Origin of the sequence: Sphaerotilus uruguayifluvii (genome assembly GCF_013294065.1) — a bacterium.
Taxonomy (GTDB): Bacteria; Pseudomonadota; Gammaproteobacteria; order Burkholderiales; family Burkholderiaceae_C; genus Sphaerotilus; species Sphaerotilus uruguayifluvii.
Genome location: NZ_JABSNM010000012.1, coordinates 14,161 through 37,137 on the forward strand (window position 1 = coordinate 14,161; position 22,977 = coordinate 37,137).

The window sequence follows — 22,977 nt, forward strand, 5'->3', positions numbered from 1 at the left end:
GACACAGATGCCCCGCTACGTCCCTCCGCTGCGTGACCTGCAGTTCGTCCTGCATGAGCTGGTCCAGGTCACCGAGACCTTCAAGGAGATCCCGGCCCATGCCGAGGTCGATGTCGACACCGTCAACGCGGTGCTCGAGGAAGGCGGCAAGTTCGCCGCACAGGTGGTCTTCCCGCTCAACCGCAGCGGCGACGAGGAAGGCTGCACCCACGACAAGGCCACCCGCGAGGTGCGCACGCCCGCCGGCTATGCCGAGGCCTACGCGAAGTACGTCGAGGGCGGCTGGCCCTCGCTGAGCTGCGACCCCGAATACGGCGGCCAGGGCCTGCCGCATGTGGTCAACCAGTGCTTCTACGAGATGCTCAACAGCGCCAACCAGGCCTGGACGATGTACCCGGGCCTGTCGCACGGCGCCTACGAGGCGCTGCACGCGCACGGCACGCCCGAGCAGAAGGCGACCTATCTGCCCAAGCTCACCAGCGGCGAGTGGACCGGCACGATGTGCCTGACCGAGCCGCACTGCGGCACCGACCTGGGCCTGCTGCGCACCAGGGCCGAGCCGCTGGCCGACGGCACCTACCGGATCAACGGCGCGAAGATCTTCATCTCCGCCGGCGAGCACGACATGGCGGCCAACATCGTGCATCTGGTGCTGGCGCGGCTGCCGGACGCGCCGGCCGGCTCCAAGGGCATCTCGCTGTTCGTCGTGCCGAAGTTCCATGTCGAGGCCGACGGCAGCCTGGGCGCGCGCAACGGCATCTTCTGCGCCGGCCTCGAGCACAAGATGGGCATCCACAGCAACGCCACCGCGCAGCTGGTGCTCGAGGACGCGGTCGGCACGCTGGTGGGCGAGCCCCACAAGGGCCTGCAGGCGATGTTCGTGATGATGAACGCCGCGCGTCTGGGCGTGGGCATGCAGTCGCTCGGCCTGACCGAGGTCGCCTACCAGAACGCGGTCGACTACGCGAAGGACCGCCTGCAGATGCGCGCGCTGACCGGCCCGAAGGCGCCGGACAAGCCGGCCGATCCGATCATCGTGCACCCGGACGTGCGCAGGATGCTGCTGACCGCACGCGCCTACGCCGAGGCCGGCCGCGCGCTGTGCGTGCACACCGCGCTGATGCTCGACAAGGAGCTGAGCCACCCGGATGCGGACGTGCGCCGCGAGGCCGCCGACGAGGTCGCGCTGCTGACCCCGATCGTCAAGGCCTTCCTCACCGACAACGGCTGGATCGCCACCTCGGCCTGCATGCAGGTCTTCGGCGGCCACGGCTATGTGCGCGAATGGGGCATGGAGCAGTACGTGCGCGACGCGCGCATCAACATGATCTACGAGGGCACCAACACCATCCAGTCGCTCGACCTGCTCGGGCGCAAGGTGCTGGCCGACAACGGCAGGAAGCTCAAGGCCTTCGGCCGCAGGATCGCCGAGTTCGCCGAGGATGCCGGCGTGCGCGAGGACATGCAGGAGTTCATCAACCCGCTGGCCGACCTGGGCGACAAGGTCACCAAGCTCACCACCGAGCTGGGCATGAAGGCCTTCGGCAACGCCGACGAGGTCGGTGCGGCGGCGGTGGACTATCTGCGCGTGGTCGGCCATCTGGTCTTCGCCTACTTCTGGGCGCGCATGGCGCAGGTGGCGCTCGACCGCATCCGGGCCGACGGCGACGCGGTCGATCCGTTCTACCGCGCCAAGCTGCACACCGCGCGCTTCTACTTCGCCCGGCTGCTGCCCGAGACCGCCTCGCTGATCCGCACCGCGCGTTCCGGCCCGGCCTCGCTGATGGCGATGGACGAATCCCTGTTCTGAACGGAGACCACGCGATGCAACGCTCCCTGATCGCGCTGGCGCTGGCCGGCGCCGCGCTCGGCCTGCCGCCGGACGCGCTGGCCCAGGCCACGCCCGCCGGCCTGTGGAAGACCATCGACGACGACGGCCACACCGAGAAGTCGCTGGTGCGCATCACCGAGGCCGGCGGCGTCTTCTCGGCCAAGGTCGAGAAGATCTTCGACCCGGCCAAGCAGGACGCGCGCTGCGAGAAATGCAGCGACGAGCGCAAGGACCAGCCAGTCGTCGGCCTGGGCATCGTGCGCGGCGTCAAGGCCAGCCCGTCCGACCCGGCGCTGTGGGACGGCGGCGAGATCCTCGACCCGAACAACGGCAAGACCTACAAGGTCCGCATGAAGCCGGTCGACGGCGGCCGGCGGCTGGAGGTGCGCGGCTACATCGGCGCGCCGCTGCTGGGCCGCACGCAGACCTGGGTCCGCGTCGACTGACGCCGGACCCCGCGACGACATTTCCCCGGAGACAAGGAAGCACTCATGAGTCGATTCAATGTCCGCCAGGTCGCCGTGCTCGGCGCCGGCGTGATGGGCGCGCAGATCGCCGCCCATCTGGTCAATGTGCGCGTGCCGGTCGTCTTGTTCGACCTGCCCGCCCCCGCCGGCCAGCCCGGCCCGAAGAGCGCCATCGCCCAGAAGGCGATCGAGAACCTGAAGAAGCTCAAGCCGGCGCCGCTGGGGCTGGCCGCCGAGGCCGCGCGCATCCGCGCCGCCAACTACGAGGACGATCTGACGCTGCTGGCCGAGTGCGACCTGGTGATCGAGGCGATCGCCGAGCGCCTGGACTGGAAGCACGCGCTCTACGAGAAGATCGCGCCGCACATCGCGCCGCACGCGATCCTGGCGTCGAACACCTCGGGCCTGTCGATCACCGCGCTGTCGGAGCCGCTGCCCGAGGCGCTGAAGCCACGCTTCTGCGGCATCCACTTCTTCAACCCGCCGCGCTACATGCAGCTGGTCGAGCTGATCCCGACGCCGACCACCGAGGCGCGCCATCTCGACCAGCTCGAGACCTTCGCCACCACCACGCTCGGCAAGGGCGTGGTGCGCGCCAAGGACACGCCGAACTTCATCGCCAACCGCGTCGGCATCGCCGGCATGCTGTCGACGATGCGCGAGGCCGAGCAGTTCGGCCTGTCCTACGACCTGGTCGACGACCTGACCGGCAAGAAGCTCGGCCGCGCCAGCTCCGGCACCTTCCGCACCGCGGACGTGGTGGGTCTCGACACGATGGCGCACGTCATCCGCACGATGCAGGAGCAGCTCGGCCCGGACCGCGGCAACGACCCCTTCCACGCCAGCTACGCCACGCCGCCGGTGCTGGCGAAGCTGATCGCGCAGGGCACGCTGGGCCAGAAGGCGGGCGCGGGCTTCTACAGGAAGGTCGGCCGGGACATCCAGCGCCTGGACCCGGTCAAGGGCGAGTACGTCGCGTCGGGCGCCAAGGCCGAGCCGATCATCGACCGCATCCTGAAGAAGGCCCCGGCCGAGCGGCTGAAGCTGCTGCGCGAATCGACGAATCCGCAGGCGCAGTTCCTGTGGGCGATCCTGCGCAACGCCTTCCACTACGCGGCGGTGCATCTGGGCTCGATCGCCGACTCGGCGCGCGAGGTCGATCTGGCGATGCGCTGGGGCTTCGGCATGCAGCAGGGCCCGTTCGAGCTGTGGCAGGCGGCCGGCTGGCAGCAGGTCGCCGGCTGGGTGAAGGAAGACATCGACGCGGGCAAGGCGCTCTCCAGCGCGCCGCTGCCCGACTGGGTCTTCGACGGCCGCAGCGGCGTGCACACGCCGGAGGGCTCGTGGTCGGCTGCGCAGGGCACGTATCTGCCCCGCCCGGCGCTGCCGGTCTACCAGCGCCAGCATTTCCCCGAGACGCTGGTCGGCGAGAACGCGGTGCCGGCGCTGAAGAGCGGCACCGAGGTCTTCCGCAACGAGGAAGTGCGCGTCTGGACGCTCGACGGCGAGGTGCTGATCGCCAGCATCGACTGCAAGCTGCACCTGATCAGCCCGACCGTCACCGCCGGCCTGCTGAAGGCGGTCGAGCTGGCCGAAGCGAGCTACCAGGGCCTGGTGATCTGGTCGCCGGACGACGTGTTCTCGGCCGGCGCCAACCTCGAAGCGCTGATGCCGGTCTTCATGAAGGCCGGCGCCAAGGGCATCGCCCCCGAGGAAAAGAAGCTGCAGGACCTGATGCTGCGGGTGCGCTATGCCAGCGTGCCGGTGGTGGCGGCGATGCGCGGGCTGGCGCTGGGCGGCGGCTGCGAGCTGGCGGTGCACTGCGCGCGCCGGGTCGCGGCGATGGAGAGCTATGTCGGTCTGGTCGAGGTCGGCGTCGGGCTGATCCCGGGCGGCGGCGGGCTGGCGTACATCGCGCGCCGCGCCGCCGAGAAGGCGGCAGCGGCGCCGGGCACCGACCTGCTGCCCTTCCTGAAGGACGCCTTCCAGGCCGCCGCGATGGCCACGGTGGGCACCAGCGCGCTGGAGTCGCGCCAGCTCGGCTACCTGCAGGACGCGGACGTGATCGTCGCGCACAAGGACGAGCTGCTGCACGTCGCGCTCGGCCAGGCCCGGGCGCTGGCCGACGCCGGCTACCGCCCGCCGCAGAAGTCGCTGATCCCGGTGGCCGGGCGCAGCGCCATCGCCACCATCCGCGCCAGCCTGGTGGGCATGCGCGACGGCGGCTTCATCAGCCAGCACGACCATCACATCGCCGGCCTGATCGCCGAGGTGGTCTGCGGCGGCGAGGTCGACGCCGGCACGGTCGTGACCGAGGAGTACCTGATGGCGCTGGAGCGCCAGCGCTTCTGCGCGCTGCTCGAACACCCCAAGACCCAGGAACGCATCATGGGCATGCTGCAGACCGGCAAGCCGGTTCGCAACTGAGCAGGCCGACGGAGCACACGACATGAGCAAGCAACTCCAAGACGCCTACATCGTCGCCGCCACCCGCACGCCGATCGGCAAGTCGCACCGCGGCTTCTTCCGCAACACGCGCCCCGACGACCTGCTGGTCGCGGCGCTGCGCGGCGCGCTGGCCCAGGTGCCGACGCTCGATCCGGCCGCGATCGAGGACGCCATCATCGGCTGCGCGATGCCCGAAGGCCCGCAAGGGCTCAACATGGCGCGCATCGGCGCGCTGCTGGCCGGGCTGCCGAACACGGTCGGCGGCATCACCGTCAACCGCTTCTGCGCCTCGGGCCTGTCGGCCATCCAGATGGCCGCCGACCGCATCCGCGTCGGCGAGGCCGACGTGATGATCGCCGGCGGCGCCGAGAGCATGAGCCTGGTGCCGATGAGCGGCTTCAGCCCGAGCTTCAACCCCTCGATCTTCGAGCGCGACGAGAACGTCGGCATCGCCTACGGCATGGGCCTGACCGCCGAGAAGGTCGCGCAGCAGTGGAAGGTGAGCCGCGAGCGCCAGGACGCCTTCGCGCTGGCCTCGCACCAGAAGGCGCTGGCGGCGCAGGCGGCGGGCGAGTTCGACGCCGAGACCACGCCGGTCGAGATCACCGAGCGCACGCCCGACCTCGCCACCGGCGAGCTGCGCGTCAGCACCCGCACGGTCAGCCGCGACGAGGGCGCGCGGCCCGACACCTCGCTCGAGGGCCTGGGCAGGCTCAAGCCGGTCTTCGCCGCCAAGGGCAGCGTGACCGCCGGCAACAGCTCGCAGACCAGCGACGGCGCAGGCGCCCTGATCCTGGCCAGCGAGCGCGCGGTGCGCGAGCACAACCTCCAGCCGCTGGCGCGCTTCGTCAGCTTCGCCAGCCGCGGCGTGCCGCCCGAGATCATGGGCATCGGCCCGATCGCGGCGATTCCGGCGGCGCTGAAGTCGGCCGGGCTGCAGCTCGGCGACATCGACTGGATCGAGCTGAACGAGGCCTTCGCGGCGCAGGCGCTGGCGGTGATCGACACCGTCGGGCTCGATGCGGCCAAGGTCAACCCGATGGGCGGCGCGATCGCGCTCGGCCACCCGCTGGGCGCCACCGGCGCGATCCGCGCCGCCACCGTGGTGCACGCACTGCGTCGCCGCCAGCTCAAGTACGGCATGCTGACGATGTGCGTCGGCACCGGCCAGGGCGCGGCCGGCCTGTTCGAGCGCGTCTGATCCTTTCGCCGGCTCCGGCCGGCCCCGTGCTGGCCGCCGCTTCCGTCGGATGCGGCGGCCGCTGTCTTTTCCAGCTTAAGATTTCCGATTGCCCAGGAGACTCCGATGAGCATCACCACCATCCGCACCGCGACGCTGAACGGCGTGGCCACGATCGAGATTGCACGCCCCGAGAAGAAGAACGCGCTGACGCTGGCGATGTACGAGGCGATGGCCGAGGCGCTGCGCGCCGCGCAGGCCGAGCCGTCGGTGCGTGCGGTGCTGATCACCGGCCAGCCCGGCATCTTCACCTCCGGCAACGACCTCGAGGACTTCATGCAGCGCCCGCCGCAGGGCATGGACTCGCCGGTCTTCCGCTTCATGGAGGCGCTGCTCGACTGCGACAAGCCGGTGGTGGCGGCCGTCACCGGCGCGGCCATCGGCATCGGCATGACGATGCTGCTGCACTGCGACTTCGTCTACGTCAGCGACGAGGCGCGGCTGGCGATGCCCTTCGTCGGCCTGGGCCTGGTGCCGGAGTTCGGCGCCAGCCTGCTGGTGCCGCAGCGCCTGGGCCCGATGCGCGCGGCCGAGAAGCTGCTGCTGGGCGATCCCTTCACCGGCTCGGAGGCGGCCGAGCTCGGCCTGGCCAACGCGGTGCTGCCCGCCAGCGAGGTGGTCAACCAGGCCCGGCGCGTGGCCGAACGCTTCAACCAGCTGCCGCCGGGCGCGGTGCGCGAGAGCAAGCGCCTGATGCGCGCGCCGCAGCGCGAGCAGCTGCGCGCGGTCATCGCCACCGAGGCCGAGCTGTTCGCCGCCCGGCTGCGCAGCCCGGAGGCGCAGGAAGCCTTCCAGGCCTTCTTCCAGAAGCGCCAGCCGGACTTCTCGCGCTTCGCCTGAGGCCGGGCCCGCGCACGCCGTCGATGCCGCCGCCGCTGCCGTTCTCGCTCGCCCGGATGCTGCTTGCGCCGCTGCTGCTGTGGCAGGGGCGGCAGGTGCGCCGCCGCACCGTGCGGCTGCCCGAGGCGGCCGGCGCGCGCCTCGGCCTGGCCGGCATCGGCCAGGGCGGCAGCGCGATGCCGCGGCTGCGCCTGCTGATCGTCGGCGATTCCTCCGGCGCCGGCGTCGGCGCGGCGACCCAGGACGAGGCGCTGGCCGGCCGGCTCGGCCAGGCGCTGGCGCGTCTGCTGCACGCGCCGGTGGCCTGGCAGCTGGTGGCGCAGAGCGGCTGGACCACGCCGCAGGCGACCGAGGCGCTGGCGACGCTGGCCGGACAGGGGCGGCTGCCGCCCGCCGACGTGCTGGTGACCGCGCTGGGCGTCAACGACGCGATCGCGATGACCTCGCCGGCGCGCTGGCTGCGCCAGCTCGACGCGCTCGAGCGGCAGGCGCGCGAGCTCGCCGGCGTGCGGCATCTGGTGCTGACCGCGGTGCCGCCGCTCGAGCACGCGGCCGGCCTGCCGCAGCCGCTGCGCGCCATGCTCGGGCGCTCGGCGCGCCGGCTCGACGACGGGCTGCGGCAGTGGGCGGCCGGCTCGGGCGCGCGGCTGCATGTCGAGCCGCCCTTCGATCCGGCCACCGAGCGCGCCGCCGAGCTGCTCGCCGCCGATGGCTTCCACCCCGGCCCGGCGCTGTACCGCCGCTGGGCCGAGGCGCTGGCGGCGCAGATCGCCGCCGACTGGCCGGTGACACCGGCGCTGGATCAGCCCGCCGTCGCGGCCGGAGCCGGCGTGACCGGAGCCGGCGTGACCGGCGGCAGCGGCCGCGGCCGGCCGTCGCGGTCGATCGCCACATAGGTCACGTTCGCCTCGGTCACCTTGACCACATGCGGATCGGCCGGGTTGCGCTCGGCATAGACCTCGACGTGCACCGTCACCGAGGTCGTGCCGACCCGGGTCACGGTGGCGTAGAAGCTCAGCAGGTCGCCGACCGAGACCGCCTGCTTGAAGACGAACTGGTTGACCGCCACCGTCGTGATGCGCCCGCGCGCGATGCGTGCCGGCAGCACCGCGCCGGCGATGTCGACCTGCGCCATGATCCAGCCGCCGAAGATGTCACCGTTGCCGTTCGCGTCCGACGGCATCGGCATCACCCGCAGCACCAGCTCGCGCCGGTGCGAGCCCGGCCGTCCGCCCAGGCCGGGCGGCTCGCCCAGGCCGGACAGGTCGAGCGGGTCAGGGCAGGAAGTCTTCGTTTCAGTCACACTCATCGGTTTCACCTCGCCGCTATTGTCCCTCGCCACCGAGCCCCCTCACGATGCGCCGCGCCACCCTGGATCCCGCCCCGAACGAACCGAACGCGCCGCCCCGCAGCGACTGGGCCACGCTGCGCCGGCTGGTGCCCTATCTCTGGGACTACCGGCTGCGCATGGCGCTGGCGCTGGTCTTCCTGGTCGCGGCCAAGGCGGCCAACGTCGGCGTGCCGGTGCTGCTCAAGACGCTGGTCGACCAGCTCTCGATCCCGGCGGGCGATCCGCGCGCGCTGGTGGTGGTGCCGCTGGGCCTGCTGCTGGGCTACGCGGGCCTGCGCTTCTCGACCACCGTCTTCACCGAGCTGCGCGAGCTGGTCTTCGCCAAGGCGACGCACGGCGCGGCGCGGCGCATCGCGCTGGAGGCCTTCGAGCACCTGCACGCGCTGAGCCTGCGCTTCCACCTCGAGCGCCAGACCGGCGGCATGAGCCGCGACATCGAGCGCGGCACCCGCGCGCTGCAGTCGCTGGTGAGCTACTCGCTCTACACCATCGTGCCGACGCTGGTCGAGCTCGGGCTGGTGCTGACGCTGCTGGGCACGCGCTTCGACCTGGGCTTCGTCTGGATCACGCTGGCGGCGCTGCTGCTGTACGGCGCCTTCACCATCGGCGTGACCGAGTGGCGCACCCGCTTCCGCCGCGAGATGAACGAGCTGGACTCGAAGGCCAACGCGCGCGCGGTCGACGCGCTGCTGAACTACGAGACGGTCAAGTACTTCAACAACGAGGCCTTCGAGGCGCGCCGCTACGACGAGGGCCTGGACGCCTACCGCCGCGCGCAGATCAAGTCGCAGGGCACGCTGTCGCTGCTCAACGCCGGCCAGCAGCTCGTCATCGCCGCCAGCCTGGTGGCGATGCTGTGGCGCGCCACCGATGGCGTGGTGGCCAAGGCGCTGACGCTGGGCGACCTGGTGATGGTCAACGCGCTGCTGATCCAGCTCTACATCCCGCTGAACTTCCTGGGCGTGCTCTACCGCGAGATCAAGCAGAGCCTGACCGACCTGGACCGCATGTTCCGCCTGCTCGAGCGCGAGCGCGAGGTCGCCGACCGGCCGGGAGCACCGGCGCTGAAGATCGCGCAGGGCACGGTGCGCTTCGAGCACGTCGGCTTCGCCTACCACCCGGAACGGCCCATCCTGCATGACGTCTGCCTGGAGATTCCCGGCGGGCAGACGGTGGCGGTCGTGGGCCCCTCGGGCTCGGGCAAGAGCACGCTGGCGCGCCTGCTCTACCGCTTCTACGACGTGCCGCAGGGCCGCATCACCATCGACGGCCAGGACATCCGCGAGGTCACGCAGGACAGCCTGCGCCGCGCCATCGGCATCGTGCCGCAGGACACGGTGCTGTTCAACGACACCATCGGCTACAACATCGCCTACGGCCGCCCCGGCGCCAGCCCGGCCGAGGTCGAGGCCGCCGCCCGCGCCGCGCACATCCACGACTTCATCGCCGCGCAGCCCCGGGGCTACGAGACGGCGGTGGGCGAGCGCGGCCTGAAGCTCTCCGGCGGCGAGAAGCAGCGCGTGGCGATCGCGCGCACGCTGCTGAAGAACCCGCCGATCCTGATCTTCGACGAGGCGACCTCGGCGCTGGACTCGGCCAACGAGCGCGCGATCCAGACCGAGCTGGCCAGCGCCGCGCGCGGCAAGACCGCGCTGGTGATCGCGCACCGCCTGAGCACCGTGGTCGACGCGCACCGCATCGTCGTGCTGCAGCACGGCCGCATCGCCGAGCAGGGCACGCACGCCGAGCTGCTGGAGAAGAACGGCGTCTACGCGCGGATGTGGCGCCTGCAGCAGCAGGGCCGGGCCGGCGAGGCCGGCGAAGTCGGTGCGAACGGCTAGGCGGCGCGCCGGCCGGTGTAGCGCGGGATCTGCATGCCCAGGCGCCACTCGGCGAGGCTGATCCGTCCCGGCTCGGTGCTGACCGCACGGAAGCCGGCACGGATGAGCCGCTTCAGGTGGAGCCTGTTGGCCGTCGGGGCCAGCAGGACCTGTCCGAGCACCGGCAGCACGACGCAGACCAGCGCCAGCGCCCAGTCGCCCCGCCCCGCCAGGGCCAGCGGCCCGAGCAGCAGCACGCGGCGCGAATAGCCGAGCGGCACGAACCGTTCCTGCCCGCTGACCGGATGGCGCAGCAGCAGGCCGAATGGCGGCACCTGCGCCGCATCGTCCGGCAGGCGCGACAGGCCGGCGTCCTCGCCGGCGGCCGCGCGGGCCTTCGTGAAAGCAACCATCTTCATCATCCCCAAGGCTTGAGAGAGCGCATCGCGTCGGTCCGCGCACCCCATCCCCTGGACAGGCGGCGCATGGCGTTTTTTTCGATTACGGCAGACAGGCCAGCATGGTAACCGGCTGATTTTTCAGAATGCCGTCAGCTCACCCCCCGATACGGATGGGGAACTGACTTCATTTCAGGAACGATCCAACCCAAATCACGCGCGGAAGTCTTTTCCCGCAAACGATGCACATCGACGGTGCAAGGGCTGTCCGCAGGCTGCGGGCCCGGGGTCGCCCCGCTACACTGCAGCGGTGGAGACCAAATGGCTTGAAGACTTCGTCAGCCTGGCCGAGACGCGCAGCTTCTCGCGCTCGGCCCAGCTGCGGCATGTGACGCAGCCGGCGTTCTCGCGCCGGATCCAGGCGCTGGAGGCCTGGGCCGGCATCGACCTGGTCGATCGCTCGTCCTACCCGACGCGGCTCACCTCGGCCGGCCAGACGCTGCTGCCGCAGGCGCTGGAGATCCTGGGCAGCCTGCAGGCCGCGCGCAACCTGATGCGCGGCCACCAGACCTCCAGCCAGGACATGATCGAGTTCGCGGTGCCGCACTCGCTGGCCTTCACCTTCTTCCCGCACTGGGTGATGGAACTGCGCCAGCGCTTCGGCGCGTTCAAGAGCCGGCTGGTCGGCATGAACGTGCATGACGCGGTGATGCAGCTCACCGAGGGCTCCTGCGACCTGCTGCTGGCCTATCACCATGCCTCGCAGCCGCTGCAGCTCAACCCGCAGCGCTACGAGCACCTGAGCCTGGGCACCGAGACGCTGGCGCCCTACGCGCGTGCCGGCAGCGACGGCGAGCCGCTGTTCCGGCTGCCCGGCCGCCAGAACGACCGCGTGCCCTATCTCGGCTACGCCTCCGGCGCCTACCTGGGCCGCATGGTCGACCTGCTGCTGAAGCAGTCCAGCGACGCGCTCTATCTCGATCCGATCTACGAGACCGACATGGCCGAGGGACTGAAGGCGATGGCGCTCGAGGGCCACGGCCTGGCCTTCCTGCCGGCCAGCTCGGTGCGCAAGGAGGTCAGCGCGCGCCGGCTGGTGCCGGCCGGACCGCGCCAGGCCCAGCAGGCCTTCGAGGTGACGATCGAGGTGCGGCTGTACCGCGAGCGCCCGGAGGTGTCGCGCCACAACAAGCCCGCCGCGCAGGCGCTGTGGGATTTCCTGAAGCTGGACCTGCAGCGCCGGCTGCAGGCGCCGGGCGGCTGATCCGGCCTTCGTCCACGACCCCGGTCGGGCGCCGGCGGCCCATCCTGGGCGAAAATCCCGGGTGATGAACACGACCGCCCTCCCCCCGACCGCCGCCGCGTCGCTGACGCTGACCCGCCCCGACGACTGGCATCTGCATGTGCGCGACGGCGCCGCGATGGCCGCGGTCGTGCCACACACCGCGCGCCAGTTCGGCCGCGCGATCATCATGCCCAACCTGAAGCCGCCGGTGACCACCGCCGCGCAGGCCGTGGCCTACCGCGACCGCATCCGCGCCTGCGTGCCCGCCGGCGTCGACTTCGAGCCGCTGATGACGCTCTACCTGACCGACAACACGCCGCCCGACGAGATCCGCCGGGCCCGCGAGGCCGGCGTCGTCGCGCTCAAGCTCTACCCGGCCGGCGCCACCACCAACAGCGACGCGGGCGTCACCGACATCCGCAAGACCCACGCGACGCTGGAGATGATGCAGCGCGAGGGCCTGCTGCTGCTGGTGCACGGCGAGGTGACCGACCCGTCCGTCGACGTCTTCGACCGCGAGGCGCGCTTCATCGAGCAGGTGATGGAGCCGCTGCGCGACGCCTTCCCCGAGCTGAAGATCGTCTTCGAGCACATCACCACCCGCGAGGCGGCGCAGTACGTCGCCGAGGCCGGCCCGAACATGGCCGCCACGATCACGGCTCACCACCTGCTCTACAACCGCAACGCCATCTTCACCGGCGGCCTGCGCCCGCACTGGTACTGCCTGCCGGTGCTCAAGCGCGAGGAACACCGCCGCGCGCTGGTGGCCTCGGCCACCTCGGGCAGCCCGAAGTTCTTCCTGGGCACCGACAGCGCGCCGCACGCCGCGCACCTGAAGGAGCACGCCGCCGCCTGCGCCGGCTGCTACACCGCGCTGTCGGCCATCGAGCTCTACGCCGAGGCCTTCGAGCGGGCCGGCGCGCTCGACCGCCTGGAGGGCTTCGCCAGCCTGCACGGCCCGGCCTTCTACGGCCTGCCGGTCAACGCCGGCACGATCACGCTCAGGCGCGAGCCCTGGCAGCTGCCCGAGACCGTGCCCTACGGCGACGCCGAGCTCAAGCCGCTGTGCGGCGGCGAGACGGTGAACTGGCGTCTGGCCGACTGATACAGCCGAGGCTGTGGGGCGCCGGGCTCTTGAGAAGACGGGAACCCGGCCGCAGATGGTGTTTCAAAGCGTGAGGAGTCCCGACGAATGAAACGCATCTTCCTGTTCCTCGCCACCAACCTGGCCGTGGTGCTGGTGCTGGGCATCGCCTCGAGCGTGCTGGGCATCAACCGCTACCTCGACGCGCAGGGCCTGCACGTCGGCGTGCTGCTGGTGTTCTCGCTGTTCATGGGCTTCACCGGCGCGATCGTCTCGCTGCTGATGAGCAAGCCGATGGCGAAGTGGAGCACCGGCGCGCAGGTCATCAACGACTCGAGCGATCCGATGCACCGCTGGATCGTCGGCACGGTGGCGCGCTTCGCACAGAAGGCCGGCATCGGCATGCCCGAGGTCGCGCTCTACGAGGGCGAGCCCAACGCCTTCGCCACCGGCGCCTTCCGCGACTCGGCGCTGGTGGCGGTCTCCACCGGGCTGCTGCAGAGCATGACCCGCGAGGAGGTCGAGGCGGTCATCGGCCACGAGGTCGCGCACGTCGCCAACGGCGACATGGTGACGATGACGCTGATCCAGGGCGTGGTCAACACCTTCGTCGTCTTCATCTCGCGCGTGGTCGGCTATGTCGTCGACCGCGTGATCCTGAAGAACGACGAGCGCGATGGCCCGGGGCTGGGCTACATGGCCACCACGATCGTGATGGACCTGGTGCTGGGCGTGCTGGCCTCGATGATCGTCGCCTGGTTCTCGCGCCAGCGCGAGTTCCGGGCCGATGCCGGCGCCGCCGGCCTGATGGGCGATCGCCGCCCGATGATGCATGCGCTGGCCCGCCTGGGCGGGATCGATCCGGGCGAGATGCCCCGGAGCCTGGCGGCGATGGGCATTGCCGGCCGGCCCAGCGGCCTCATGGCGCTGTTCTCCAGCCACCCGCCGATCGAGGAGCGCATCGCCGCGCTGCAGCAGATGCGCCCGGAGCGCTGAAGGCGGCCTCAGTAGCGGCCGGTCACCCCGGCCACGCGCAGGTAGACATGCGCGATCCAGGCCACCAGCGCACGCTGGCCCAGCACCAGCCAGCGCGAGGAGCGCAGGCGCTGCGGCGTGACCGGCTCGGACACCGAGATCGCCCGGTCGATCTCGCGCGCGAGCTCGGCGCCGAAGGCCTCGTCGCGCACGATCAGGTTGGCCTCGAGATTGAGCAGCAGCGAGATCGGATCGATGTTGGACGAGCCCACCGTGGCCCAGTGCTCGTCGACCAGCATCACCTTGGCATGCAGGAAGGCCGGCGTGTACTCGTGGATCTCGACGCCACAGGCCATCAGCTCGTCGTAGAGCACCCGCGCGGCCATCGCGGCGATGCGGTAGTCCGGCTTGCCCTGCATCAGCAGCCGCACCTGCACGCCGCGGCGCGCGGCGCGGCACAGCGCGCGGCGGAAGTCCTGCCCCGGGTAGAAGTACGGCGAGATCAGCCAGATGCGCTCGCGCGCCTGGCGGATCGCGTCGATGTAGGCGCGCTCGATGGTGCGGCGCTGGCGGATGTTGTCGCGCACGACGAAGGCGGCCTGCACCGGCGCGAGCACCTGCTCGAGCAGCGGCGGCAGGCGCTGGCTGCGCCGCGTCAGCCGCATCTGGCGGACCAGCGCGCGCACCCGGCGCACCGGATGCTCGGTCAGCAGCAGCGAGCGCAGCTCCTGCTGCCAGTCGCGCCCGAACCAGGAGCGCGACCACATCGCCCGCGTGGCCTGCTCCATCGCCGCGACCACCGGGCCGCGCACCTGCACCGCGAAGTCCAGCCGCGGCAGCTCGGTGCGGCCGTGGTGCAGGTCGATGCGGTCGTCGATCAGGTTGATGCCGCCGACGAAGCCGGTCTCGCCGTCGACCACGCACAGCTTCATGTGCAGCCGGCGCAGCTGCCCGGGCTGCAGCCAGTGCGTCCAGCGCGACAGCGGCCGGAACACCGTGACCGCGATGCCGGCCGCGCGCAGCCGCGGCTCGACCGCGGCCAGGCTGTCGTGCGAGCCGAAGCCGTCGATGACCACCCGCACCCGCGCGCCGCGCCGCGCCGCCAGCGCCAGCGCCCGCTCGACCGCGCGCGTGGTCTCGTCGTCATGAAAGATGTAGGTGGCCAGCCAGACCTCGTGGCGCGCGCGGGCGATCGCGCGGATCATCGCCGGAAAGAGCTGGTCGCCGCCGCGCAGCAGCTCGACCTGGTTGCCGCCGCGGAACAGCGGCCGCGGCACCAGGTACCAGGACAGCGTCCCGGCCGCGCCGGCCTCGAGCGCGCCCTCGGCCGGCGAGCGCGTCGCCGGATCGTCCTCGAGCCCCGACACGCGCCCGCTCATCGTCAGGCCAGCTCCAGCTCCACCAGCAGCGGCAGGTGGTCGGACATGCGCACCCAGGCCGGACCGCGCGGCACCGTGATCGCGTGGCAGTGCAGCCCGCGGGTGTAGACGCGGTCGAGCGAGAACAGCGGCATGCGCGACGGGAAGGTGCGCGGCGCGCGCGGCGCCCCCTCGGGCCGGCAGGCGCGCACCAGCCCCGCGTGCGCGAACGCCGGATCGAGCCGCTCGCCCCAGTCGTTGAAGTCGCCGGCGACGACCACCGGCGCCTGCGGCGGCACCGCCTCGCGCAGGTAGGCGCCCAGGCGCTGCGCCTGGCGCAGCCGGCTCGCATGGATCAGGCCGAAATGCGCGACGATCGCATGCACCTCGACGCCGCGCCACTGCACCCGCACATGCAGCAGGCCGCGCTGCTCGAAGCGGTGGTCGGACACGTCGTGGTGGCCGATGTCGCCGATCGGCCAGCGCGACAGCAGCGCGTTGCCGTGCTCGCCGTCGCGGGTGACCGCGTTGGTGCGGTAGGCGGCCTCGTAGCCCTCCGGCGCCAGGAACTCGGCCTGCCCCTGCTCCGGCCAGCCGAACCAGGTGTGGTCGAAGCGGCGCGCGTCGCCGTGGTGGAACAGCCGCACCTCCTGCAGGAAGACGAGGTCGGCATCGAAGGCCTCGATGCCCAGGCCGAGGTTGTGGATCTCCAGCCGCTTGCGCGGCCCCAGACCGCGCACGCCCTTGTGGATGTTGTAGGTCGCCACGCGCAGGCGCGCACCTTCGGCGGCAGGCCGGGTCGCCTCGAGCGTCGGGGTCGGGCGCGGCAGGGTCATCGCGCCCCCCGTCGCGGCAGCTGCAGGATGGCCTCGGCGTTGCTCGGCGAGAAGCAGCGGTCGGCCGCCTCGCGCCAGGGCAGCCAGACATGGGCCAAGTGCTCGCGCGGCGCGAGCCGCACCGGCGTGCCCGCCGGCACCGTCAGGCCGAAGACATGCTCGGTGTTGTGCGTCACGCCGGGCGCGTAGCGGTGGCGCCAGACCGGATAGATCTCGTAGACATTGCGCAGGTCCCAGTCGAGCAGCGCGCCCGCGGGCACGGCCGGCGTGCCGATGACGATGCCGGTCTCCTCGTGCACTTCGCGCGCCGCCGTCTCGTGCGGCGGCTCCTCGGGAAAGTCCTTCGAGCCGGTGACGCTCTGCCAGAAGCCGGGGCGGTCGGCCCGCTCGATCAGCAGCACGTCGAGGGCGGGCGTGTGGATCACGACCAGCACCGATTCGGGAATCTTCGGCGGCCGGGGCTGCTCCTGCGCCGTCGCCTGGGTCATCGTCGTCATGCGGACAAGCATAGCGGCAAGCCGGTGACACGACTTCGTACCGGCTTCGGCATCGGCGGCCTCAGCGCAGCATCAGCACCTGCAGGAAGGCGCCCGCCAGCAGCAGTCCGTGCGCGATCGCGCAGACCAGCGTCAGCACGATCGCCGGGCGCAGCCGCGCGGGATCGCGCGCATGGCGCAGCAGCAGCACGGCCGCCGCCAGCCCCGGCGCCAGCGACAGCAGCGCCTGCACCGCCGTGCCCGGCAGCCACAGCCGCCACCACCAGAACAGCAGCCAGCCGTGCGCGGCCAGCATCAGCAGCAGGAAGCCCCAGGCCGCGGCAACCGGGCCGAGACGCACGACCAGCGTGCATTTGCCGACCGCGGCATCGGCGCGCGCATCGGGAAACTCGGCGATCCACAGCACCGCCGCGATCAGCAGCGCCGGGCTGACGCCGGCGATCATCGCGATCTCGCCGAAGGCGTGCCGCTGCACGAAGTCGGCGCCGACGACCACCAGCCACCAGCCCGCGGCCACCGCCGGCTCGCCCCAGCCGCGCGACATCAGCGCCAGCCGCGGCTGCGAATAGGCCCAGCCCAGCAGCAGCCCGGCCAGGCCGACGAGCAGCAGCCCCGGCCCGGCGCGCGCCGCCAGCACCAGCCCGCCGCCGACCACCACGATCGCCAGCATCTGCACCGCGGTCTTGAGCTGCCCGGGCGTGAACACGCCGTCCTGCACCACGCGCGAGCCGCCGGTGAACGGGCCGATGCGGTCGGTGTTGACCGCGTCCGAGCCGATCAGCGCGTCGCCCCAGTCGTTGTGCAGATTGACCGCGGCATGCGTCAGCAGCGCCAGCACGACGGTGGCCAGCGCCTCGGGCCAGCGCGGCGCCACCCCGCAGGCCAGCGCCGAGCCGATGCCCACCAGCGTGGCCACCAGCGTGACGACCAGGAATCCGGGACGGCTGGCGGCAAGCCAGCGCAAGGCGAGCGGGGGAGAGGACATGAGGGGCAGCGTGCCCCGTCCTCGCGCCGTCTGCGTTGCGATCCGTCAATCTGCCGTGGCCGGACACGGCGGGCAGGATCGATCAGCCGCGCTTGGCCTTCTCGGTCGCGGCCGACTCCCAGACGTTCGACGAGACGCCGACGCGGGTCGACCTGCCGGCATCGTCGAAGTCGACCTGGACCTCGTAGCTGGTGTCGCCCTTGACCACCTCGTACTCGAGGTTCTTCGGATCCGACTCGTTCACCGCAGTCACCTTGTAGCCCATCTTCTCGAGCGCGCGCCTGTAATGGGCGCGGTCGTGGCCGGTGCCCAGCGCGGCCTCCATGCGGCCCTTCTCGTCGATCCAGGTCTTCTGGCGCACGCTGTCGCGCACCTTGTCGGCATCGGCGGTCACGGCCTTCGGATACTGGTAGGCATAGTTCCTGTCCTTCAGCGCGGTGCGGGTGCCCGGGGCCTTCCACAGGTTCGTGGTCACGTCGACCCGGGTGGAGGTGCCCTTGTCGAAATCGACCTGGACCTCGTAGGACTTGTCGCCCTTGACGATCTCGTACTCGAGGCGGTCGGCGGTGTCCTTGTTGACCGCGGTGATCCAGTAGCCGGCCTTCTCGAGCACGGTGCGGTAGAAGGCCTTGTCGTGGCCTGTGCCCAGCGCCTTCTCCAGCGCATCCTTGTCGACCGTCCAGGCCTGGGTCATCGCGGCCTTGTCCATCGCCGGCGCGGTCGTGGCGGCGCGGGCCGGAGACAGGGCGCTCCCCAGGGCAAGCGCGGCGGTCATCAGGGCGACGGGCAGGGGCAGGGGCAGGCGGTGGTTCATCTGGATTCTCCGGTGAGGCGCCCCGGAACATCCAGGGCATGGAGCGATCCTCGCGCCCGCAGGCCGCCGCGCCCATCGGAGAGCGCAGCGGGCCGCTGTCGGCCGGCGGGTCCTGACCATGTAGGACGCGGCAGCCATGATCACCATGGAAAAGGGCGTCCCGAGGGACGCCCTGTCGCACGCCGGGGCCGCCAAGGCAGCCCCTCGCCGCTCAGCCCTGCTGGGCCTGCGCCGCCTGCGCGTTGCGCAGACGGATGTGCAGTTCGCGCAGCTGCTTCTCGTCGACCATCGACGGCGCACCGGTCAGCAGGCACTGCGCGCGCTGGGTCTTCGGGAAGGCGATGACGTCGCGGATCGACTCGGCCTTGGTCATCAGCGTGATCAGGCGATCCAGGCCGAAGGCCAGGCCGCCATGCGGCGGCGCGCCGTACTGCAGCGCGTCGAGCAGGAAGCCGAACTTGATGCGCTGGTCTTCCGGGCTGATCTTCAGCGCCGAGAACACCTTGGCCTGCACCTCGGCGCGGTGGATCCGCACCGAGCCGCCGCCCAGCTCCCAGCCGTTCAGGACCATGTCGTAGGCCTTGGCGACGCAGGCGCCCGGATCGGTGTCCATCAGGTCCTCGTGGCCGTCCTTCGGGCTGGTGAACGGGTGGTGGCAGGCGTTCCAGCGGTTCTCGTCCTCGTCGAACTCGAACATGGGGAAGTCGACCACCCACAGCGGCGCCCAGCGGTCCTCGAACAGGCCGTTCTTCTTGCCGAACTCGCTGTGGCCGATCTTCAGGCGCAGCGCGCCGATCGAGTCGTTGACCACCTTGAGCTTGTCGGCGCCGAAGAACAGCAGGTCGCCGCTCTGCGCGCCGGTGCGCGACAGGATGTCCGCGATGGCCTGGTCGTGCAGGTTCTTGACGATCGGCGACTGCAGGCCCTCGCGGCCCTTGGTGACGTCGTTGACCTTGATCCAGGCCAGGCCCTTGGCGCCGTAGATCTTGACGAACTCGGTGTAGCCGTCGATCTCGCCGCGGCTCATCGCGCCGCCGCCCGGCACGCGCAGCGCGACCACGCGGCCGCCCTTCATCGTCGCCGGGGTCGAGAAGACCTTGAAGTCGACCGTGCCCATCGCGTCGGTCAGCTCGGTGAACTCGAGCTTGACGCGCAGGTCGGGCTTGTCCGAGCCGAAGCGGAACATCGCCTCGCTGTAGGGCATCACGGGGTAGTCGCCCAGCTCGACGTTCATCGTCTTGCGGAAGACATGGCGGATCATGCCCTCGAACATCGAGCGGATTTCCTCTTCGCCCAGGAACGAGGTCTCGATGTCGATCTGCGTGAACTCGGGCTGGCGGTCGGCGCGCAGGTCCTCGTCACGGAAGCACTTGGTGATCTGGTAGTAGCGGTCGAAGCCGGCGACCATCAGCAGCTGCTTGAACAGCTGGGGCGACTGCGGCAGCGCGAAGAAGTGGCCGTCGTGCACGCGGCTGGGCACGAGGTAGTCGCGCGCACCTTCCGGGGTCGACTTGGTCAGCATCGGCGTCTCGACGTCGATGAAGCCGTTCTCGTCGAGGAACTTGCGCACCTCCATCGCCACCTTGTAGCGCAGCATCAGGTTCTTCTGCATCTGCGGGCGGCGCAGATCCAGCACGCGGTGCGTGAGCCGCGTGGTCTCCGACAGGTTGTCGTCGTCGAGCTGGAACGGCGGCGTGACCGACGCGTTGAGCACCTCGAGCGTGTGGCACAGCACCTCGACCTTGCCGCTGACCAGGTTGGCGTTCTCGGTGCCGGCCGGACGCGCGCGCACCAGGCCGGTGATCTTCAGGCAGAACTCGTTGCGCACGCCCTCGGCGGTCTTGAACATCTCCGGGCGGTCCGGATCGCAGACGACCTGCACCAGGCCCTCGCGGTCGCGCAGGTCGACGAAGATCACGCCGCCATGGTCGCGGCGACGGTGGGCCCAGCCCATCAGGGTGACGGTCTGGCCGGTCAGTGCTTCGCTGACCTGGCCTGCATAGCAGGTGCGCATGGTGGTGACTTTCTGGAACTCAGTGGGGGGTGCTCGGCGGGGCGACGACCCCCATCGAGATGATGTATTTCAGCGCCTCGTCGACGCTCATGCCCAGCGGGCGCACGTCGGCGCGCGGCGCCATCAGGAAGAAGCCCGAGGTCGGGTTCGGCGTCGTCGGCACGTACAGGCTGACGAACTCGCCGTCGCCGCCGGGCACGTCGCGGAGCTGCTCGGCCACCTCGCCGGCCGGGCGGCCGGTGACGAAGGCGATCGTCCAGCAGTCGCGGCGCGGGTACTCGACCAGCACCGCCTCGCGGAAGGCCTGGCCGCTGCTGGAGAACAGCGTGTCCGAGACCTGCTTGACCGAGGTGTAGATCGACTTGACGATCGGGATGTTCGACAGGATGCGGTCCCACTGCCGCAGCCACCACTGGCCGACGAAGTTCGCGACGAACATGCCGGTCAGCAGCATCAGCGTCAGCAGCGTCAGCACGCCGATGCCGGGCGTCTTGGCGATCTCCTCGAGCATCGCGCTGGCGCCGTGGGGCAGCACCGCGGTCGCGGCGCCGAGCAGGGTCTGGAACACGCCGTCCATCAGGCCGAGGATCCACAGCAGGACCCAGATGGTGATGGCCAGCGGCAGCCAGACAAGCAGGCCGGCGACGATGTATTTCTTCACGACAGTCCGATCAGGGCAGCAGGCTCGGGCAGGGGGAAGGCGCAGGCCGTCTTCAGTGGCAGGCGCAGGAGCCGCCGCAGGGCGTGGCCGGCGCGGCCGCGCCGGCGCCCGAATCGGCCGAAGACGAGGACGATGCGCCTTCGGCCGTGGCCGGCGCAGCGGCCGCGGTCGTGCCACCGGCTGCGCCGGTCGCGCCGGAGCCGCCGCGGAAATCGGTCGCATACCAGCCCGATCCCTTGAGCTGGAAGCCGGCGGCAGTCACCTGCTTCGAGAAGGTCTCGGCCCCGCAGGCCGGGCAGGTGGTGAGCACCGGATCGGACATCTTCTGCAGCACGTCTTTCGCGTGCCCGCAGGAGGAACAACGATAGGCGTAGATCGGCATCGCTAAACCCTTGATTCGAAACAGGAATTATAGAGGGAGACAAGCAAGTCGCGCGCCCGTCGGGTTTGGGGGTCGCGCCGGCGGGCCGATCAGCCCCATGACAGGCGCGCCAGCACCGAGGCGGCCAGCACGCCGAGCAGGAAGCCGGCACCGATCCAGCCGAAGGCCTGCAGCATGCGATTGGTGCGGCGCTGCTCGACGAGCAGCGCCTGCAGCAGCTCGCGGCTGGCCGGATCGGCCCCGCCGACCGCACCCCCGCCGGCGGCCTGCGCCTTCAGCGCGTCGTGCAGCAGCCGCGGCAGCGCCGGCAGGTACTGCGCGTAGCGCGGTGCCTCCTGGCGCAGCTGGTGGGCGAGCGCACGCCAGCCGATCTGCTCGTTCATCCAGCGCTCGAGGAAGGGCTTGGCGGTGCTCCACAGGTCCAGCTCGGGATCGAGCTGGCGGCCCAGGCCCTCGACGTTCAGCAGCGTCTTCTGCAGCAGCACCAGCTGCGGCTGGATCTCGACGTTGAAGCGGCGCGAGGTCTGGAACAGCCGCATCAGCACCTGGCCGAGCGAGATGTCCTTGAGCGGGCGGTCGAAGTGCGGCTCGCACACCGCGCGGATCGCGCCTTCGAGCTCGTCGGCGCGGGTGGTCGGCGGCACCCAGCCGGACTCGATGTGCAGCTCGGCCACGCGGCGGTAGTCGCGCTGGAAGAAGGCGAGGAAGTTCTGCGCCAGGTATTCCTTGTCGCGCGCATCGAGCGTGCCGACGATGCCGAAATCCAGCGCGATGTAGCGCTGGAAGGTCGCCGGCGCCAGCGACACCATGATGTTGCCCGGGTGCATGTCGGCGTGGAAGAAGCCGTCGCGGAACACCTGGGTGAAGAAGATGGTCACGCCGTCGCGCGCCAGCTTCGGAATGTCGACGCCGGCCTCGCGCAGCCGCTCGACCTGGCTGATCGGCACGCCGAACATGCGCTCCATCACCAGCACCTCGGCCGAGCTGAGGTCCCAGATCATCTCCGGCACCATCAGCAGGTCCAGGCCGTCCATGTTGCGGCGCAGCTGTGCGGCGTTGGCCGCCTCGCGGCCCAGGTCCAGCTCGTCGTGCAGGTACTTGTCGAACTCGGCGACCACCTCGCGCGGGCGCAGGCGCCGGCCGTCGGCGGACAGGCGCTCCAGCCAGGCCGCACCGGCGCGCAGCAGCCCCAGGTCGGCGTCGATCACCTCGAGCACGCCGGGGCGCAGCACCTTGACCGCCACCTGGCGGCCGTCGTGCAGCACGCCGAAATGCACCTGCGCGATCGAGGCGCTGGCCACCGGATCGGCATCGAACTGCGAGAACACCGCCTCGATCGGCCGGCCGAGCGACTTCTCGATCAGCTGGCGCGCCAGCGCGCTGGAGAATGGCGGCACGCGGTCCTGCAGCTTGGCCAGCTCGTCGGCGATGTCGGGAGGCATCAGGTCGCGCCGGGTGGACAGCACCTGGCCGAACTTGACGAAGATCGGACCGAGCCGCTCGAAGGCCAGGCGCAGGCGCACGCCGCGCGGCGCGTCGAGCCGCCGGCCGATCGACAGCACGCGCGCCAGCAGGCGCAGCAGCGGGTGGCTGAACTGCGTCAGCACCAGCTGGTCCATGCCGTGGCGCAGCATCACCCACGCGATCAGCGCGAGCCGGGGCCAGTTCCTCATGATGGATGCGGCGCGGCC

21 protein-coding genes are annotated in these 22,977 nt (G+C 71.0%); 10 read left to right on the forward strand and 11 right to left on the reverse strand.

All coding sequences use genetic code 11. From position 1 onward, the window contains the following. Positions 1-7 precede the first annotated feature (7 nt). The 6 genes from HNQ01_RS13775 to HNQ01_RS13800 all read left to right on the forward strand — a co-directional run bounded on the left by HNQ01_RS13775 (position 8) and on the right by HNQ01_RS13800 (position 7,722). Entirely contained in the window at positions 8-1,810 is a 1,803-nt protein-coding gene (locus HNQ01_RS13775; protein ID WP_173806029.1) for an acyl-CoA dehydrogenase C-terminal domain-containing protein, read from the forward strand. 14 nt (positions 1,811-1,824) lie between these two features. Next, positions 1,825-2,277 (forward strand): DUF2147 domain-containing protein, encoded by a 453-nt coding sequence (locus HNQ01_RS13780; protein WP_173806030.1) that lies wholly within the window; start codon positions 1,825-1,827, stop codon positions 2,275-2,277. Between the two features lie 45 nt (positions 2,278-2,322). Further along, positions 2,323-4,725, forward strand: a complete 2,403-nt coding sequence (locus HNQ01_RS13785) for a 3-hydroxyacyl-CoA dehydrogenase/enoyl-CoA hydratase family protein (RefSeq protein ID WP_173806031.1) — start codon at positions 2,323-2,325, stop codon at positions 4,723-4,725. A gap of 22 nt (positions 4,726-4,747) precedes the next feature. Further along, on the forward strand, positions 4,748-5,947 hold the full coding sequence (locus tag HNQ01_RS13790; RefSeq protein WP_173806032.1) for an acetyl-CoA C-acyltransferase: 1,200 nt from the start codon (positions 4,748-4,750) through the stop codon (positions 5,945-5,947). A 105-nt stretch (positions 5,948-6,052) separates the two neighbouring features. After that, the gene (locus HNQ01_RS13795; RefSeq protein WP_173806033.1) at positions 6,053-6,826 is read left to right on the forward strand and encodes an enoyl-CoA hydratase; all 774 of its coding nucleotides are present in this window, start codon (positions 6,053-6,055) and stop codon (positions 6,824-6,826) included. A gap of 23 nt (positions 6,827-6,849) precedes the next feature. After that, positions 6,850-7,722: an SGNH/GDSL hydrolase family protein gene (locus HNQ01_RS13800; RefSeq protein ID WP_173806034.1), complete on the forward strand. Its 873-nt coding sequence runs from the start codon at positions 6,850-6,852 to the stop codon at positions 7,720-7,722. Here HNQ01_RS13800 and HNQ01_RS13805 read toward each other — a convergent pair. Beyond that, positions 7,629-8,015 (reverse strand): acyl-CoA thioesterase, encoded by a 387-nt coding sequence (locus tag HNQ01_RS13805; protein ID WP_286180821.1) that lies wholly within the window; start codon positions 8,013-8,015, stop codon positions 7,629-7,631. The two genes, HNQ01_RS13800 and HNQ01_RS13805, sit on opposite strands and share 94 nt — an antisense overlap. Positions 8,016-8,182: 167 nt before the next feature. Here HNQ01_RS13805 and HNQ01_RS13810 point away from each other — a divergent pair, with 167 nt between their 5' ends. Next, complete coding sequence (locus HNQ01_RS13810; RefSeq protein WP_173806036.1) at positions 8,183-10,018, forward strand: ABCB family ABC transporter ATP-binding protein/permease; 1,836 nt, start codon at positions 8,183-8,185, stop codon at positions 10,016-10,018. Here the strand turns inward: HNQ01_RS13810 and HNQ01_RS13815 are convergent. Beyond that, positions 10,015-10,416, reverse strand: coding sequence for a hypothetical protein (locus HNQ01_RS13815; protein WP_173806037.1), 402 nt, complete (start codon positions 10,414-10,416; stop codon positions 10,015-10,017). The genes HNQ01_RS13810 and HNQ01_RS13815 overlap by 4 nt on opposite strands. Positions 10,417-10,705: 289 nt before the next feature. Between HNQ01_RS13815 and HNQ01_RS13820 the strand changes: the two genes are divergently transcribed. From HNQ01_RS13820 to htpX, 3 genes are all read left to right on the forward strand, one after another. Continuing rightward, a complete protein-coding gene (locus HNQ01_RS13820; protein WP_173806038.1) occupies positions 10,706-11,659 on the forward strand; it encodes a LysR substrate-binding domain-containing protein in 954 nt (317 codons plus the stop codon). Between the two features lie 64 nt (positions 11,660-11,723). After that, positions 11,724-12,785, forward strand: coding sequence for a dihydroorotase (pyrC, locus tag HNQ01_RS13825; protein ID WP_173806039.1), 1,062 nt, complete (start codon positions 11,724-11,726; stop codon positions 12,783-12,785). Between the two features lie 87 nt (positions 12,786-12,872). Beyond that, positions 12,873-13,760 (forward strand): protease HtpX, encoded by an 888-nt coding sequence (gene htpX, locus HNQ01_RS13830; protein WP_173806040.1) that lies wholly within the window; start codon positions 12,873-12,875, stop codon positions 13,758-13,760. 8 nt (positions 13,761-13,768) lie between these two features. On the opposite strand, the gene clsB is transcribed toward htpX, so the two are convergent. From clsB to ubiB, 9 genes are all read right to left on the reverse strand, one after another. Further along, on the reverse strand, positions 13,769-15,118 hold the full coding sequence (clsB, locus tag HNQ01_RS13835; RefSeq protein ID WP_173806041.1) for a cardiolipin synthase ClsB: 1,350 nt from the start codon (positions 15,116-15,118) through the stop codon (positions 13,769-13,771). Between the two features lie 2 nt (positions 15,119-15,120). After that, complete coding sequence (locus HNQ01_RS13840; protein WP_173806042.1) at positions 15,121-15,933, reverse strand: endonuclease/exonuclease/phosphatase family protein; 813 nt, start codon at positions 15,931-15,933, stop codon at positions 15,121-15,123. Further along, on the reverse strand, positions 15,930-16,430 hold the full coding sequence (nudB, locus tag HNQ01_RS13845) for a dihydroneopterin triphosphate diphosphatase (protein WP_286180804.1): 501 nt from the start codon (positions 16,428-16,430) through the stop codon (positions 15,930-15,932). The genes HNQ01_RS13840 and nudB overlap by 4 nt, the downstream gene beginning before the upstream one ends. A gap of 61 nt (positions 16,431-16,491) precedes the next feature. Next, entirely contained in the window at positions 16,492-17,415 is a 924-nt protein-coding gene (locus HNQ01_RS13850) for a prenyltransferase (RefSeq protein ID WP_173806043.1), read from the reverse strand. A gap of 82 nt (positions 17,416-17,497) precedes the next feature. Then, positions 17,498-18,229 (reverse strand): hypothetical protein, encoded by a 732-nt coding sequence (locus tag HNQ01_RS13855; RefSeq protein WP_173806044.1) that lies wholly within the window; start codon positions 18,227-18,229, stop codon positions 17,498-17,500. Positions 18,230-18,440: 211 nt separating this feature from the next. After that, positions 18,441-20,243 carry an aspartate--tRNA ligase gene (aspS, locus tag HNQ01_RS13860; protein ID WP_173806045.1) on the reverse strand — a complete coding sequence of 601 codons (1,803 nt, stop codon included), beginning with the start codon at positions 20,241-20,243 and terminating at the stop codon, positions 18,441-18,443. A 19-nt stretch (positions 20,244-20,262) separates the two neighbouring features. Beyond that, positions 20,263-20,904 (reverse strand): DUF502 domain-containing protein, encoded by a 642-nt coding sequence (locus tag HNQ01_RS13865; protein WP_173806046.1) that lies wholly within the window; start codon positions 20,902-20,904, stop codon positions 20,263-20,265. 52 nt (positions 20,905-20,956) lie between these two features. Next, positions 20,957-21,286, reverse strand: coding sequence for an FmdB family zinc ribbon protein (locus HNQ01_RS13870; RefSeq protein ID WP_173806047.1), 330 nt, complete (start codon positions 21,284-21,286; stop codon positions 20,957-20,959). 89 nt (positions 21,287-21,375) lie between these two features. Next, entirely contained in the window at positions 21,376-22,959 is a 1,584-nt protein-coding gene (ubiB, locus tag HNQ01_RS13875) for a ubiquinone biosynthesis regulatory protein kinase UbiB (RefSeq protein WP_173806048.1), read from the reverse strand. Between the last annotated feature and the right edge of the window lie 18 nt (positions 22,960-22,977).

Coding starts and splice junctions, on each gene's coding strand:
- ubiB (WP_173806048.1), bottom strand. CDS start 22,959: ATGAGGAACTGGCCCCGGCTCGCGCTGATCGCGTGGGTGATGCTGCGC.
- HNQ01_RS13850 (WP_173806043.1), bottom strand. CDS start 17,415: ATGTCCTCTCCCCCGCTCGCCTTGCGCTGGCTTGCCGCCAGCCGTCCC.
- HNQ01_RS13780 (WP_173806030.1), top strand. CDS start 1,825: ATGCAACGCTCCCTGATCGCGCTGGCGCTGGCCGGCGCCGCGCTCGGC.
- HNQ01_RS13870 (WP_173806047.1), bottom strand. CDS start 21,286: ATGCCGATCTACGCCTATCGTTGTTCCTCCTGCGGGCACGCGAAAGAC.
- HNQ01_RS13810 (WP_173806036.1), top strand. CDS start 8,183: ATGCGCCGCGCCACCCTGGATCCCGCCCCGAACGAACCGAACGCGCCG.
- aspS (WP_173806045.1), bottom strand. CDS start 20,243: ATGCGCACCTGCTATGCAGGCCAGGTCAGCGAAGCACTGACCGGCCAG.
- HNQ01_RS13795 (WP_173806033.1), top strand. CDS start 6,053: ATGAGCATCACCACCATCCGCACCGCGACGCTGAACGGCGTGGCCACG.
- HNQ01_RS13800 (WP_173806034.1), top strand. CDS start 6,850: ATGCCGCCGCCGCTGCCGTTCTCGCTCGCCCGGATGCTGCTTGCGCCG.
- HNQ01_RS13840 (WP_173806042.1), bottom strand. CDS start 15,933: ATGACCCTGCCGCGCCCGACCCCGACGCTCGAGGCGACCCGGCCTGCC.
- HNQ01_RS13805 (WP_286180821.1), bottom strand. CDS start 8,015: ATGCCGATGCCGTCGGACGCGAACGGCAACGGTGACATCTTCGGCGGC.
- nudB (WP_286180804.1), bottom strand. CDS start 16,430: ATGACGACGATGACCCAGGCGACGGCGCAGGAGCAGCCCCGGCCGCCG.
- HNQ01_RS13855 (WP_173806044.1), bottom strand. CDS start 18,229: ATGAACCACCGCCTGCCCCTGCCCCTGCCCGTCGCCCTGATGACCGCC.
- clsB (WP_173806041.1), bottom strand. CDS start 15,118: ATGAGCGGGCGCGTGTCGGGGCTCGAGGACGATCCGGCGACGCGCTCG.
- htpX (WP_173806040.1), top strand. CDS start 12,873: ATGAAACGCATCTTCCTGTTCCTCGCCACCAACCTGGCCGTGGTGCTG.
- HNQ01_RS13775 (WP_173806029.1), top strand. CDS start 8: ATGCCCCGCTACGTCCCTCCGCTGCGTGACCTGCAGTTCGTCCTGCAT.
- HNQ01_RS13815 (WP_173806037.1), bottom strand. CDS start 10,416: ATGAAGATGGTTGCTTTCACGAAGGCCCGCGCGGCCGCCGGCGAGGAC.
- pyrC (WP_173806039.1), top strand. CDS start 11,724: ATGAACACGACCGCCCTCCCCCCGACCGCCGCCGCGTCGCTGACGCTG.
- HNQ01_RS13790 (WP_173806032.1), top strand. CDS start 4,748: ATGAGCAAGCAACTCCAAGACGCCTACATCGTCGCCGCCACCCGCACG.
- HNQ01_RS13785 (WP_173806031.1), top strand. CDS start 2,323: ATGAGTCGATTCAATGTCCGCCAGGTCGCCGTGCTCGGCGCCGGCGTG.